Genomic DNA, 15267 nt, shown 5'->3' with positions numbered 1-15267 from the left:
TTATATATTCTCATAACAATTTTTTATTATTATTTCATGCAAACATACTCTCCTTTAGGTATAAAATGGAGACCATATCATTTTGAAAGAATAGTAAATGCTATTGAAAATATTTCCGAAAATTCCTTAATTAACTATATTGGATACACTTCATGGAATAGTGTCCAAGAAGTTACCAATTATCTGGAGAATAATATAGGTGAAATATATTTAGTGCCTTTGATAGGTTATCTTCCCCAAGCTTTTTTAAATAAATTAATACCAAATTATCAATTACTTAATTTAGGCAGTTTTTTTGATTACATTTTAATTTCGATTGTGGGTTTCTTAGTTTCAGAAATAGGCTTATATGTCATGGAAATACGAAATAAGTTTCAATCACTATTTTATGGCACTATTTTATTCTCTTTATTTTTAACTTCTCCATGGGCATATAGGATGATGATTGCTCCTTGGTTCGAGGTATCATTTCTGACATTTTATTTGCTAAGTATATATTTTTTTATCCTTAATAAAAAATATCTTGGATTATTATTTGTTTTTTTAGCTGGATTGATGCATTGGATATGGATATTCTTTTTATTTATATTTGTAATTTTCAATAAAATAATAAGTTTCTTTTTAGGTAATTTATTAGAAAAGGATTATTCATATCGTTATTTACCAAATACTCTTCAAAATAAAAAAGGTTTTTATTTGTATTCATTAGCTTGTGGTATGCCAATAGTTATCCATGGTATTCAGCTTCTCTTTTTGAGAATTATGAATATAAATCATTCAGGAAGTAAAGCACTCTATCGCATTGGTATTGACAGCTTTAATAATATTCATCATGGAGGTATAATTGCTGCTCTTCAATTCTTAGGGGGAAGTAGATTCAGTGTTTGCTTTACTAACAGTCAATTAGATAATTTATCAACCCTGGAAAAATATATAAGCTATTTTAATTGTTCATCTGCAATTGCTAGTTTATTTTCTTTATCTTTATTGTCAATTTTTGGATTAATAGTTTTTATAAAAAATAGTAAAAAAGCTAAATGGATATTTATGCCTCTATCTTGGTCTATTCTCTTTTATGGTCTATTATTTCAGCAATCTTTTGCTGTACATCTACAAGGCTATTCCTTTATATTTGCATTTATTTTTACAATAAATATTCTATATCTAATAATATATATTGAGAAAAAAATTAAGTTGCCCAAACCAATAGAAATTTTAATAAATATACCTTTAATTATTGGAATTTTAATTAATTCGATTCGTGTTTCATATCTTATAAATACTATATAATCAAAAATAGTTGTTCGATTGATCAATAATGCAGTATGACCTGATAATAATAGGTTCCGGACCAGCTGGGATTGCGACAGCTGAGTATTTTATAAACAGTGATAAAAAAGTTTTAATAATAGAAAGTGGGAATGAAAATAAAATATTAAATTATGATTATAAAAAGAGCAAAAGCAAAGGTGACTTTAAAATAAATTTTAGAGAGGAGCGGAAGAAAGCTTTCTTTGGTACCTCTGCTCTCTGGAAAGCTCCAGGGGTAGGAGGTACATTTTGGGAATTTGATTTAATTGATTTTGAATATAAAGGGCTTCTTAAATGGGGCATTGAATATAATGAACTTAAAAAAGCTTATCAAGAAGCATGGAAATATCTAAATATTAGTAATCAATTATCAAATTTAGATCTAAAAATAGAAAATAAAGGATGGAGAGCCTTGAGAAAGAAATACTCAATAAAAATAGCTTCATCTCATTTTACTTTTGGAAAAAATTACGAGAACTTTATTATAAAAAAAGGCAGAGAAATATTTGACTCCAAAAATATAAATATTATTTTTAATAGAAATTTAAAAGAAATTGTTTTAAATAATTCAAAAAATAAAGTAGAAAAGATTATTACTATAGATAATAAAGGTTTGGAAAAATCATTTTTCGCTAAAGAAATTGTTTTATCTACTGGTTGCTTCGAAAATAATAAAATATTATTAAATCTAATTTATAAAAATAATCTTAACTGTAAATCAGCTGGGCGATATATTACATTCCACCCCTATATAAATATTGGCAAGGTTGCAATAGGTAAATATAATAACTTTAGTAAAAAAGAATTAAAAGAATTAAACCAAGCATTTATTTTAAAAAATAATAATAAAGATAGCCAAAATAAAATAAATTATGGAATATCCATATCACCAAGAGTACAAAAAAATATTATTTCAAAAACTATTCTGAAAAAAATCCAAATTATAAAAAGAAGATTTTTGGAAAAAAATTTTTATGCATTTCTCAGTACTCTTCTCAAATTTATTATTTCTTTTGATATTTTTAAATATTTAATATATAAGTTTAAATGCTATAAAAATGACCCAAAAGAAATTGATATTGCTATTTCATTTGAACATTTACCAAGTCCTAAAAACAGAGTCATAATTAATAAAAAATATAATTCTTTAGAAATAAAAAGCTGTTTGAGTAGAAAAAATTTAAATTTTTTAAAAGATATAATTTCAGAGAATCAATCAAATTTAAAAAAAATATTTCCTGAATTTAAAGCAAAGAGAATAAATTTAGAAGTTTTAAATTTTGAAACTGGAAATCATCATCATGGAGGGACCATTATTGGAAATGAAAATATTGGGGTTGTAAATCAAAATCTTAAATTTTACAATTTAAAGAATCTTTATATAGCAGGAAGTTCAATATTCCCTAATTCAAGTATTTATAATCCCACTTTTACAATAATTGCAATGAGTCTAAGATTATCAAAATATCTCTTTTCAAAGATTTCTTGAATATTTTTTTATAAAAACTTTCAAAAACAAAAAAAATTATATTAACTCAAATCATTTATCTGAAATTATATCTTAAAATAATTTATGCCTAAAGAAGAAATTTTTTAGAATGTTTAAATACATCTAAAAGTTAATCTGCTAAAATTCAGTAAGGAAATTAATTAAGAAAAGAGTTATCTCCAAAAAATAAAAATGATAAAGTTAACCTATCCAATTTTTTTGATAAATTATTAGATTAATCAAATTGTGCTTATTAATAGAAATAAAAAGAAATACATAAAAGGGATTGGCATTTCAAGTGCGCCTCCTTTTAGAATTCTCGGATCATCATTAAATACTATTAATAGTAAAAATGATTGCTCTATTTATAAATATATAGATACTTTTTATAAAGATCAAAATATTGTTTGGACTATATCTGCTACGGCAAGTTTAAAGATAATTATTAATTTAATTTCTAAGAGAAAAAAAGATCTGCCAACATTAGGAATACCTGCTTATTATTGCAATGAAGTAATAGACTCTATTAAAGAATTATGTCATATAAAATTTTATGATATTTCTGATCCGATTTCTTCCATTATAAATTCTTCTAATAAAAATCAAATTGATGCAATTTTAATTTGTAATTACTTTGGGGAGTCTGATAATGACACTTTTAAAAATAATCTAAAAGAAATATATAAAGGAATAATTATTTATGATAATGCTCATTTATCAATACCTAATTCAAATATAAAAAGTGAAAATGAATTTATTATTATGAGTTTATATAAGCACTTTCCAATTAGAGAGGGTGGATGTTTGATATATAGTAAAAATCTAGTTTTAGGTCATGAGATAAATAGTTATGTATATTTTTTGAAAAACATATATTTCACTTTTAAAACTTTATTTCAAGATATATTTTTTATCTTAAAAAAAATAATAATAAATAATTCCCCATATTTAAGTCGAATTGAGAGATTAATACAAGATCCATTTAAAAACTCAACTAATAAAAAAGTTACAAGTAAGCTTCGTAATCACAAAATAAGTATGCTTTCCGAGCTTATAATTAAATCTCCAATTTGTTTTTATTCAAAAACATACAAAGAGAACAAAAAAGCGAGAAAGATTGTCTCAAATTTACTAATATGGGCAGGAATCTCTAATAATGATTTAATTTTAAAAGAGTATGGAATAGAGATAAATTTAAAAGAAGAATATATTCATATTTTAGAGAAATTAAATCAATTTGGTCTTCCTCTATTAAGATGGCCTCAATTAAACAATAAAATAAAAATCAATAAAAATTTACTCATAAATACTTTAAGTTTATGGAATCAAAAAATGTATATAATATGTAATTCTTCAATAGATGAGGATAAGTGCGGAATAATAAAGAAACGAATTATTAATAATATAAATTATGAAATTAATTTTATTAGGATAAATGAATATGAATATAGATCATTAAAATATCAAATTGATTACTCATCGTACCTTCAATCTGAATCTTATTTAAAGTCATATTCCGAAAAATGTTATTTTTATAAAATTAAATTAGGAGGGAAGATTATTGGTAAATTTGGTATTTGCTACAAAAAAAAGTATAACTTTAATTTCTACATTATAAATAGAATGAAGATTGAAAAAGATTATCATTCCCTAAAAGATTATGAAATTGAGATCATTTATAGTAAGTTAATTATTTTTTTAAAGCATGAATTTAAAAAAGGATTGCTTATCTTATTAACCATTGAAAAAAACAGCCTTGACAATAAACTTAAACATTATTTAAGAAAGTTATTCAAAATACGTGGATATCAAACAGGCATAATAAATCTTAAAAATCATGAAGATGTAATAAAAACAAAAATGAAAGGAAGATGGAGAAATGCATTAAAAAAAGGACTCAAATTAGATTTAAATATTAAAAGCTTCAAAAACAAAGAGGATATTTTTAAAATTTTCGATTTATACGAAGAGGATAAAAAGAAAAAAAATTATGATGGGATAAATTCATCATTATTAAGAAAATGGTTTTTTAATTCAAGCTATGATGATGTTGAATTCATTGCATTTCAGGCATATAACCAAAATTCGAATAGCGAAATTCTTCTTGGTTCAATTATTGTTTGTTTATATGAAAATACTGCTACCTACCTTTTAGCTGTTAATGATAGTGAAAAAAGGGTAAAGAATATCTCTAATGTACTTCTTTGGGAGAGCATAATATTTGCCAAAAAAAAAGGTTGCTTGTTTTTTGACTTAGGGGGAATAGATCAAATCAATAATCCTGGTGTATCTTTATTTAAACTAGGTTTGAATCCAACATTACATGAGGATGCAAATCTATCTATTACAATAACATAATATATTAAGCTATAATTTTAGAAAAATGCATCTTGAGATTAAAGGATTTGAGGAGAAATTTATAAATACCCTCAAAACAAAAGAATGGCAAACATTGCAAGAAGACTTTATTAATTCTCAAAGGATTATGATTGTTGGGAATGGAGGAAATCTAGCAGTTGCAGATCATGCAGCAATTGATGTTGCAAGATTAACAAATAAGTCAGCTTTTGCACCAGGCAGTGGAATTCTTGCTAGTTCTCTAATTCATGAGACTTCTCATGATGAATGGGTTAAAAATTGGGTTGCCATCTCAATGAGAGGGATAAAGGAAGAATTATTTTCAGAGACTTTAATCATAGGCATTAGCAGTTCAGGTGTATCTAAAAATATTAAAAAAGCACTAGATTTTGCTAAAGATCAAAATATCAAAACTGCTCTAATAACAGGCAAAAGCCCTTCTGAAAAAATTAGGAGCAACACTATTATTCTTGATGTTAATGAGTACCATACAGGTGAAGTTCTTACGTTAATGTTTTTCTATCAGCTTATTCATGGAGCTGGATTTAATTGCCCTAATATACAAGATGAAGAAGCAACTTCAAATAGAAGAATTGACTATAACATTGGTTACAACTGATTTTTTACAGAAATCTGGCCTTTATTAAAGGTAAACATTTTATTACAATCTGATAAATTGGATTTCTTGTGACTAACTATCACTATCAACTGCAAATGATGTAATTTAAAAAGTTCCTTAATAATGCGTTCCTCGACGACTGGATCAAGAGCATTTGTTGCTTCATCTAAAACCAAGATAGGTTTCATCTTATAAATCTCTCTAGCAATGCCAATTCTTTGTTTCTGTCCTCCACTTAAAAGAGAGCCATTTTCCCCTACCCTTGTATTAATCTTATCTGGCAATGAATCAACGAAATCCTTTAAATTAGAAACTTTTAAGGCTAAGTTTAATTTATTTTGATTAATGCTTGCATTATCTATAGGACCAACAATATTTGCAAGAATATCTTCATCAATTAAATGAATACTCTGAGGAATATGCGAAATATTATCCTGATAGATTGGATAAATATTTCTTTTCCTTTGAGGATCTAATAACCTGTTATTAATTTTTATCTTTCCATTTGTTGGTGAAAGCAAAGTCATTAAAATATTTATAAAGGTTGATTTACCTGAACCACTTGGGCCATAAACTCCAATCCTATCTCCAGATTTTATGTCAAGAGAAATATTTTTTAAAATAATTTTTGATGAATTAGGGTAGATATAGGAAACATTTGAGAATGAAATAGTTTTGAGTTTTAGAGGTAGTTTACTTGAATGAAAATTATTAACTAACTTAAGAGTAAGTAATGTTTTTAGCTTTAACACTCCGCTCTCATGAGACTTAATAGTTGAAAAACCATAATATATTTGCTGAAAAAGAGGAAATATCCTTTGGACTGCAATTATAAGTGATCCAAAAATAGGTATTAGGTTTGGACTGGCTAATTTTGGATAAATCACAAATAATGATGCCAGACTCCCAACTATAAATACTTCGATAGCATTTCTTGGATATACAGAATAGAAATTATTTTTAGCTTGTGCTTCTTTTAACTGAGCATCAATTCTCTTGAATGTTTGGAAATAATATTGTTGATCATGAGAAAGTAAAATATTTCTGATAGAGAAAAGAGAATCTTTAGTAAAATCTATTATTTTACCATTGAGATCAGAAATTAATTTACTGTTGGTTTTAAATTTTCTGGAATAACTTAGATATAGTAATGCATATATTAGAGGTATAAAAAGAATAAAAGTAATAAATTTGCCAGAAATAACAAAAAGAGTAGTAAAAATAATTGAACATAAAGATAAAGTGGAACTTATGATTTGCAATAACGCAGCGATAGAATTATCAGATTCACCTATATCATTTGTTAGCGTAGAAACTTGTAGAGATGTATTTTTTTCTAAATGGTATTCATATTCTTGGTTAAGAATTTTTAAAAAAGCCAATGATGATAATTGATTAGCTATATATCTTGATAAAAAGAATGTGCTTCTTAAGTAATATATTCTTATAATCCCTGTGATAGAGAAAATAACAATAAAAAGAATCAAAAAATAAGACTTAGGTATATCAATTAAGAATGGTAAATAGTTTTTAATAAAACCGATCTCAGAGATATTTCCGTTAAAAAGAACAGAGAAAAATATTAAAGAAGAGGATAGACTTAAAGACTCTAGAATAGAATTTATTACTGATAATAATAGATTTAAGATTATTCTTAACTTAGAAATTTTATCTAGATAAGTTAAAATTTTTAGAATATCTCTTAAGGGTAAAAGCATTTATTTAAAAAATTAACTTAATTAATTTAAATCGATAATAAAGATCAAAACTTCCTTTCAGAAAAGAATTTGTAATCTCAATATCATCATTAATTGAGACTTCATCTCTATATATAATGTTTGCTTTATTAATATTATTATTTCCTCTTATCCCAGAGAAAACATATTTAAAATTTTCTGCTAATAACTGCAATGAGACTGCATTTATATGTTCTGCTCCTCCAAAAGGATATGAAAAAGATTCTAAAGATTTACTCTTCTTAAGATTTTCCTCTAATAAAGATTTTGATAAATTTATATCTTCTTTTAATTCTTTAATTGATAATTTATTCACTTGATAATGCAATAATGAATGGTTTCCAATAGAGTGGCCTCTATCCTGAATGTAACGAAGATCATCCCAATTAAGTAGCTCTATATCCTTATCAATTAATGGAATTCTGAATAATTTTTTTGCCAATAAAGGGAATAATGTATTTGAATTTTGAAGTTGAACTAAGCCTGGGCAGACAAAAAATAATGCCGAAATAGAAAACTTATCAAGTATTGGAAGAATATTTAGATTATCTTTGAATCCATCATCAAAAGTTATTAATAATGAAGACTGATTAATTGTTTTTTTATTATCAAGAATTTGAAAGAATTGGTCTGGAGTAATAAATCTCCATTTTTTGTTTAAGTTTTTTAAAAGATTAAGTAATTTCTCTTCTTCATTAATTGAATGTATAATAAGTACTCTTAATTGAATTCTTGACTTTGAGTTTAAAAGAAAACTTAGATTAACTTTACTAATTAATCTACAAAAATAATCACGAAACTTTTTCTTAATAAAAAACATAATTATTTTTTTAAAAATGAAATAATAAAAACTAATAGATGTTTAGAAACTATAAAGCAAAAAAGTGGAAAACTTACATATTTTGAATATCTAAAAAGAACAATTAAAAGATTCTTTAATCTTTTTGTTTGATTAGAATTAGTGATGGATGTTTTCAATGAATTATCATAGAAACATAAAGGCTTTTGAATAAATACTAGTTTCATTTTAGATGACAAAGCAAGCCAAAGCTCATAATCTTGGCAAGAACCTAAAAATGGATCAAATAAATACTTCTCAACTAATAACTTGGAAACTGTGCAAGAAGATGTTGATAAAAAATTACGCTTATAAATTTGAGTAGGAATTTTTGCCTTGTTGTCAAAATATTGAGATAACTTAGAATTAATAATTTCTTTCTTATTATTTTGTGTAAATTCATCATGAGCAATGAAATTTACATATTCATTTTTTCGAATAACTTTATCAATATTACTTATTTTTTCTGGCATCCAATAATCGTCTGCATCAAGAAATGAAATCCAATTTGATGAACTCCTTTGAATAGCAACATTTCTTGCATGTCCTGGGCCTGAGTGATTAATTGAAATTATCTGAATTACAAATTGCTTTTTATTTTTATGCAAGAACTCAGTTAGTTTTTCTAAAGATCTATCAAGAGAATTATCATTAACAAAAATAACCTCATTAGGAGAAAGAGTTTGATCAAAAATGCTTTTAGCTGCTCTAACTATTGTGTCCTCATTATTATGAAAAGGACAAATTACAGAAATAGAATTTTTGTTATTCAAGATAGTAAAGTTTCATCTAAGATAAAACATTAGGTAATTTTGATTTTACTATTTTATCGTTAACGCCTGTTAAGAACTTCAAAAGCAAATAAAATTAAATAATATAGAAAATAATATAAAGCGATTTAACTATTTTATAAAATTCTTATTAACTAACCATTTAGTAAGAATAAATAAACTAAAAATCAAGTTTCTGTTGTATCCTCTAACAAAATTTTCTTTTGCATTTATTAAAGGCTTAATGTCAATTCCGATGTAATTAAGTTGTACAGAATAATCACGAATATAATTTAAAAGATATGAAATAACTTCATTTGGCCAGCTATAAACAGATGCATCAAAACCTTCTTTAGATCTATTAAAAAATTCTTTGTTGAAATATTTTGATGAGATTTTCCTTAATAAAGGTTTGCTATATTTTGTTTTAAAGGATTCGTTTAAATATAAAAACAAAATAGGGGAAAGAGATTTACATAAATATGGAACTCTAATTTCAACAGAATTAGCCATTGAAACCTTATCTGTGTATGCCAATAATGAATCTGGTAAATAGAATTTTTGATCAAAATATAGAGAATAATTTTTAGAAAAGTCTTTTTGATATTTCGAAAAGAAAGGAAGTCCTCTTATAGGATCTCTTATTATTTTAAATAATAAATCTGATGGCATACCAGATACCGCAAGGAAATAATTTAGAAGGGGATCAGAAATCCTTTCTGAAAATGAACGATTAAAAATTGAGAAAAACTTAGACATTGGAAATCTGATAGCATAAGGCATCTCTGATAGATATTTAGAAGTAAAAATACTAGGAGTAAAGTGTCTCATATATCCGCCAAATAATTCATCCGCACCAGTGCCTGAAATCAAAACTTTCACGCTATCTTCTTTAGACTTTTGGCATATAATATTAGTTCCAATAATTCCTGAATCTGCTATTGGTTCATCAAGACTATAGGCCGTATTTTGCAAAATTTCTAATGCTTGGATTGAGTTGATGGTAATAGTTTCATGATCTAATTTTAATTCTTTAGCAAGTCTTTCTGCATAAGAAAAATCATTAGATAATTTTTTATCCAAAAAGCGTACACTATAAGATTTGATTTTTTTAGGTAGTTTTTTATCTAATGAAAGATATTTTGCTAGTAAAGAACTATCGATACCTCCACTAAGCATCACACCCATTGGGACTTCCTCAGCTATTTGCTCAGAAATACTTTCTTTGAGTAAAAAGTCAATATTATCAACACTAACTTCAAAATCATCAATATATTTATTTTGGGTAAAAGAATTATATTTACCAGTAATTACTCTGTTTTTCTCGAATTTAAGATACGAAGATGGGGGGACTTTATGAATATTTGAGGCTATGCAAGTATTTGATGAACAGTAACCATGAAAAAGATATTCATGAATAGCATTAGTATTCAATTTATTTTCAGTAAAGCAACTTATTAAAGGAGTTAGATCAGAAGAAAAAGCAAAATCACCATTATTTAATGTCCAATATATGGGTTTAATACCATATGGATCTCTAAAAATAATAAAACTTTGTTTTTTATGATCAAGTATTGCTATGGCGAACATTCCATCGAGGAAATTTATAAATTTCTCAGAATATAATTTATAAAGATTAGCAATTACCTCAATTTCGGAATAACCCAAGAGCTTAATCCCTTTGGAACTCAAATGGTCTCTTAAGCTTTTATAGTTATAAATCTCACCATTGAAAACAACTGTGATATTTATTTCATCAATAGAAAAAGGCTGTGTTTCATGACTAATATCAACTATTGATAATCGAGAAATCCCAATCACACATCCTTCTCTTGACTTGTAGTGAAATGAATCAGGGCCTCTATTATATAGATCTAACTTAAATCTACTTACATATTCCTGACTTCTATATTCATTCGGAGTCTTTAAAAAATATCCAAAAATGCCGCACATAAGCTATTCAGAGATTAAAAATCTAGAGCAAAAATGTTTATTTGTTTCAGCTCTAAAAGAAAATGATTTATAATTATGTTTTCTATTGTAATCTAAGAATCTTTTAGAATTACAAAGTTCTTTTGATTCCTCTTCAAGGAGTATATTCTTAGTCTTATTGTTATCAATACTATAAGAAAATAATCTATTAAATTTATCTAATGGATATGAAAAATTAAAGCGAGTGATAATATTAGATTTTTTAAATAAAGAAATCCTATCTCTAATCTCAATAGATTTTTTATTAATTACAAATAATCTGATAGCATATTTAATTTTAAAATTAGCTTTTAATGATAGAGGGTAACGAATTAAAATATATATTTGACTACCAAGATGATATTTTTTAACTTTATAAGGTTTTATTGGCAGCGGAAAGAATTTCAAATCTCTCTCCGAATAAGCAGTAGGCTCCTTATTTATTAAAAAAGTAGAATGTTTTGAAGCTTTTATTTCATTATTAGAATCTATTAAATATGATGATCTACCTGGATCAATGATTAATTCTTTTTTCTTATGATAAATTATTGGCGATCCGAAATCCTGATGACAATGAGATGGCCTTGGTAAATCTAATTGATTAAATAAACGTAAATAAACTATCCATGGTTCATATTCCAAAAAAAACCAACCAGCTTCTCTGTCGAAAAAAGAATTAAAAATTTTCAAAGCTCCAAATTCTGTCCCATCCTTTTGTGCCGTTACCAACAGCGCTATAAGGACATGATTCTTTTACATAATTTGCAATAGGTAATAACCATTCAACTGGACAATCTGGTGAAAGGTCTCCAAATAAAGGTAAAACATCAGCTCGAGATAAATAGCCAACAATTTCAAGATTTGATTTCAAATATGGATTAACCTTATTTAGTATTTCATAATCATTTAATTCATAAGCACAAATACATATTTCAAATAACCACCTTGTTATTAGAAAATGATAATGAACTGATCCATCCGCAATTTTTCCACTTTTAATAAAAACTTTCTTTTTTATTTTTTCCCAGAAAACAAGAAAAAATGAATTATCTTTATTTCGTTGAATTAATCTAGAAGATAAATAAAGTGCGCGAAAATTATTTATAAGATGATTACAAGTTGAAAATGATCCTCTGAATTCAATATTACTTACAAGTGATTTACAAGCTAATATTGCAAAATTATTATGAAAATTATCTTTAATTATCCAAGATTTATTTTTAGCTCTATTAAATAAAATAATATTTGAAATACATTCAGAAAGAATATAAGGAGGTAAATATTTTATATAATTTGAGTCATAGAAATAAGAAATAAATTTATTAAGATAATTATCTAATAAAGTTATATTTGGGTTATTCAGCTTTGTTAATTCATATATCAGCCAAAATAAACGTCGTGGTAAATAAGAAATTTCTTCATCACTAGAATCTAATAGCCAATTATCCTGAATTTCTGCTTTTACTATTCCATGGTCAATTAAGATTCGCCCAGAAAAAGAATTTTTAATAATTTTTTTATTTGGAGTTTTTAGCTTTACTTTATCTAGTTTTTTATGATAAATGATACTTGGAAATATAAGTTGCGTAGGGTATAAAAAAATATTTTCATCTATTCTTACTTTTAAAAAGTTTATAAGCCTCAAAAAATAGTATCTAGTAAAGGAATATATTAAATATAAAAATTTATTTATTTTTTTATCCTTTTTGATATTAAAAATATAATTATTTATCTTTTTAAAAATAAGATTTTTACTCATTAGGTTTCTTTACAAATTCTTTGAAAAGTTTTTTCCTAATTTCTTTTGATTCAGGGAAGCTAATCATATTTGGTTTTTTAACAGATCTTTGCCAATAATCTATGGAAGATTTATATATTTGATAATTACATATATTAAATCTCTTTTTCCTAATGGTAGGGAATGAAGAAATATAAATGAAATAAAAGGGGATTCTTATAAAAAAAAGATAATGTCCCATTTTTGTATAAAATTTAATAAAAATTAGAAATTTTCTACAATTGTAATCCATTAATCAATCCATTAGACATTGCTTGCATATAGACAAATCAAACTTCCCTAAAAAAATATTCCTTCTTATTGAAACATTCATTGGATCATTCCATATCTCAGAGATATGTCTTTCTGATATATTACCGAGCTGATAATCGCTATTAAAATCTTGACAACAAACAACTAATGTTCCATTAACATCAATCACGGGATACAGAACATAGGGGCACATTATTGGTGGCTTTTTTTTTGTTTCAATGTCTAGATTCCCACCTCTGTTCCCAACCATGTTTCTATCTGTATTAAAGTCAGTATAAAAATCCAAGACTTGAAACTCTAAATTTAAATTAGATTTACTTTTTAAATATTCAATACTTTTTCTTGCTGCAGAACCTAATTTAGGAGAATGCTTTGATATATATAATATTTTTAAACCAGCTTCTAATAATTGATCCAAAAGATTAATAGTTAAATAATCACCATTTGTAACGATCTTAGATTTTGCTCCTAAATTATTTATTCTTTCAACAATATTTACAATTCTTGGATCTAGCAAAGGTTCCCCATACATATGTGGAGAAAATACTCCATTGAATTTTATATCTTTTAATTGGTTAAATATTTCATCTAATAGATTATTATCCATTAAAACAGATCCCTCAGAATTAAATCTATCAAGAGAAACATTAGGGCAATAGCTGCATTTTCTATTACAAAATGAAATTGTTTCCACTTCAATTTCGTTAAAACTATTTTTAATCCTTCTAAGTGAATAGGGTAATGCTAATGCTCTTTTTATTATCCTCTTCATTATCGATCAATAATAGTAAAAAAATTGTTCCTATCTAGACCAAAGAAAGAATTTGATCGTTCTGCTGAAATATACAAAGGATTTGAGCTTTGTTCAAGTATTTTCCCTTTTTTATATTGATCAGCAATTTTTAAAAGAATGTTTCTTAAGACTAACTCATTACCATTATATTTTAAACTAGTTGGGATGAAATACGAAGGGCATTTGTTTAATGCCGCTTCAAAAATTGCTGTTGAAGAATACGTAAATGTCAAAGGTCTTTTTTTAAACAGATCATTAAGATTAGATTTTGTATATTTTATTGATTTTAAAGACAAATATAAAGTTATTAGACTTTCTATGAAAGATAATTTATAGGATGGATGTATCTTAATCATTATTTTTATATCTTTATAGATAGATCTCAATATTAGGGCAGAAATAATACACAATTTAAAATCATCTTTTAATAAAGATGGGATGAAAAGGAAAATTTCTTCTTTTTCGGGGTTCTTTAAATAGTTTAAGAATAAAGAACTTTCTTTTAAATCTGAATTCATAGAAAGTTCTTTATATCTTAAAAACCTTTCTGTCGCACAAAATTTAATTTTTGCTGCCGGCCATCCAAACTTAAAAAGAACATTTCTTGACTCTTCTGACCAAACAAATATGGTTACAGGAAGATAAGGTTTAATCTTTATATTCCTCAAATCAAACATAAGTCTGGTTGGATGTATAAAAGCATGCTGTAGGGTTGTAGAATTTGATCTTGTAATACTTGTGACACCATAAACTATCCTTGAATATGAATGCATCTCATGCAAGCAAATATGATTAGCCTTTGGATAAGAAATTGACAAGTCATAAATATAAAGAGCAAAGTAATAATGAGTCAAAGCATCTAAAGAAACAAAATAGGAAAGAAGCAAAATCCAATTTACGAATCTATCTAAAATATTATTTTTTTTATTAAACCTAATGAATTCAGGTAATATAAATAAAAATAATTTAAAGCATATTTTTAAGAAATTTCTTGATAATTTACTTTCATTATCTATTATGAGAAATGAAGTTTCATTTGTCGCTGAAGGAAAATATGGACAATTTTTTTCTTTATTATTAATAAAAGACCCCGGCAAATAAACAATATTTTTTCTAGGACCACTATTAAAAAAATTACATTTAAAAATTTTTCTTTTACTTATTTTTTTTAAACCACTATAAAAAGACCTAGTAAAAAAAATAAAAGAATAAATTATTTTTCTTTTTTGAATTAAAGGGTTTAACAAAGAATACTCATATGAAGATTTCTCTGGATCTTTACAGAATAGTGGAGATGCCCATAAAAAAATATCTGGATTTAACTGTTTCATA

At 25.5% G+C, this 15267-nt stretch carries 12 protein-coding genes; 4 read left to right on the top strand and 8 right to left on the bottom strand.

The window, feature by feature from the left end; genetic code table 11:
• The first annotated feature begins 36 nt into the window (after nucleotides 1-36).
• From JJ842_07820 to JJ842_07805, 4 genes are all read left to right on the top strand, one after another.
• Nucleotides 37-1290, top strand: a complete 1254-nt coding sequence (locus JJ842_07820; GenBank protein MBO6971817.1) for a hypothetical protein — start codon at nucleotides 37-39, stop codon at nucleotides 1288-1290.
• Nucleotides 1291-1318: 28 nt separating this feature from the next.
• Nucleotides 1319-2800, top strand: coding sequence for a GMC family oxidoreductase (locus JJ842_07815; GenBank protein ID MBO6971816.1), 1482 nt, complete (start codon nucleotides 1319-1321; stop codon nucleotides 2798-2800).
• A 246-nt stretch (nucleotides 2801-3046) separates the two neighbouring features.
• A complete protein-coding gene (locus tag JJ842_07810; protein MBO6971815.1) occupies nucleotides 3047-5158 on the top strand; it encodes a peptidoglycan bridge formation glycyltransferase FemA/FemB family protein in 2112 nt (703 codons plus the stop codon).
• A gap of 25 nt (nucleotides 5159-5183) precedes the next feature.
• The gene (locus JJ842_07805; protein ID MBO6971814.1) at nucleotides 5184-5777 is read left to right on the top strand and encodes an SIS domain-containing protein; all 594 of its coding nucleotides are present in this window, start codon (nucleotides 5184-5186) and stop codon (nucleotides 5775-5777) included.
• On the opposite strand, the gene JJ842_07800 is transcribed toward JJ842_07805, so the two are convergent.
• The 8 genes from JJ842_07800 to JJ842_07765 all read right to left on the bottom strand — a co-directional run bounded on the left by JJ842_07800 (nucleotide 5768) and on the right by JJ842_07765 (nucleotide 15266).
• Nucleotides 5768-7495, bottom strand: a complete 1728-nt coding sequence (locus JJ842_07800; GenBank protein ID MBO6971813.1) for an ABC transporter ATP-binding protein — start codon at nucleotides 7493-7495, stop codon at nucleotides 5768-5770. The two genes, JJ842_07805 and JJ842_07800, sit on opposite strands and share 10 nt — an antisense overlap.
• A gap of 4 nt (nucleotides 7496-7499) precedes the next feature.
• A complete protein-coding gene (locus JJ842_07795) occupies nucleotides 7500-8333 on the bottom strand; it encodes a polysaccharide deacetylase family protein (protein MBO6971812.1) in 834 nt (277 codons plus the stop codon).
• A 2-nt stretch (nucleotides 8334-8335) separates the two neighbouring features.
• Nucleotides 8336-9124 (bottom strand): glycosyltransferase, encoded by a 789-nt coding sequence (locus tag JJ842_07790; protein MBO6971811.1) that lies wholly within the window; start codon nucleotides 9122-9124, stop codon nucleotides 8336-8338.
• Between the two features lie 129 nt (nucleotides 9125-9253).
• The gene (gene asnB, locus JJ842_07785; GenBank protein MBO6971810.1) at nucleotides 9254-11074 is read right to left on the bottom strand and encodes an asparagine synthase (glutamine-hydrolyzing); all 1821 of its coding nucleotides are present in this window, start codon (nucleotides 11072-11074) and stop codon (nucleotides 9254-9256) included.
• 3 nt (nucleotides 11075-11077) lie between these two features.
• Nucleotides 11078-11782: a heparinase II/III family protein gene (locus JJ842_07780; protein ID MBO6971809.1), complete on the bottom strand. Its 705-nt coding sequence runs from the start codon at nucleotides 11780-11782 to the stop codon at nucleotides 11078-11080.
• Nucleotides 11769-12737, bottom strand: a complete 969-nt coding sequence (locus JJ842_07775; protein MBO6971808.1) for a hypothetical protein — start codon at nucleotides 12735-12737, stop codon at nucleotides 11769-11771. Before JJ842_07775 ends, JJ842_07780 begins: the two co-directional genes overlap by 14 nt.
• Nucleotides 12738-13125: 388 nt before the next feature.
• Nucleotides 13126-13914 carry an SPASM domain-containing protein gene (locus tag JJ842_07770; protein ID MBO6971807.1) on the bottom strand — a complete coding sequence of 263 codons (789 nt, stop codon included), beginning with the start codon at nucleotides 13912-13914 and terminating at the stop codon, nucleotides 13126-13128.
• On the bottom strand, nucleotides 13914-15266 hold the full coding sequence (locus tag JJ842_07765) for a hypothetical protein (protein ID MBO6971806.1): 1353 nt from the start codon (nucleotides 15264-15266) through the stop codon (nucleotides 13914-13916). The genes JJ842_07770 and JJ842_07765 overlap by 1 nt, the downstream gene beginning before the upstream one ends.
• Nucleotide 15267: the final 1 nt, after the last annotated feature.

Origin of the sequence: Prochlorococcus marinus CUG1433 (assembly GCA_017644425.1) — a bacterium.
GTDB lineage: Bacteria > Cyanobacteriota > Cyanobacteriia > PCC-6307 > Cyanobiaceae > Prochlorococcus_A > Prochlorococcus_A marinus_U.
Note: the sequence above shows the minus strand (reverse complement) of the source record. Positions and strands in the feature narration are given on the sequence as shown.

Excerpts from the sequence above, each read along its gene's own strand:
- JJ842_07795 (MBO6971812.1), bottom strand. The coding sequence starts at position 8,333 with ATGTTTTTTATTAAGAAAAAGTTTCGTGATTATTTTTGTAGATTAATT.
- JJ842_07815 (MBO6971816.1), top strand. The coding sequence starts at position 1,319 with ATGCAGTATGACCTGATAATAATAGGTTCCGGACCAGCTGGGATTGCG.
- asnB (MBO6971810.1), bottom strand. The coding sequence starts at position 11,074 with ATGTGCGGCATTTTTGGATATTTTTTAAAGACTCCGAATGAATATAGA.
- JJ842_07765 (MBO6971806.1), bottom strand. The coding sequence starts at position 15,266 with ATGAAACAGTTAAATCCAGATATTTTTTTATGGGCATCTCCACTATTC.
- JJ842_07820 (MBO6971817.1), top strand. The coding sequence starts at position 37 with ATGCAAACATACTCTCCTTTAGGTATAAAATGGAGACCATATCATTTT.
- JJ842_07805 (MBO6971814.1), top strand. The coding sequence starts at position 5,184 with ATGCATCTTGAGATTAAAGGATTTGAGGAGAAATTTATAAATACCCTC.
- JJ842_07770 (MBO6971807.1), bottom strand. The coding sequence starts at position 13,914 with ATGAAGAGGATAATAAAAAGAGCATTAGCATTACCCTATTCACTTAGA.
- JJ842_07800 (MBO6971813.1), bottom strand. The coding sequence starts at position 7,495 with ATGCTTTTACCCTTAAGAGATATTCTAAAAATTTTAACTTATCTAGAT.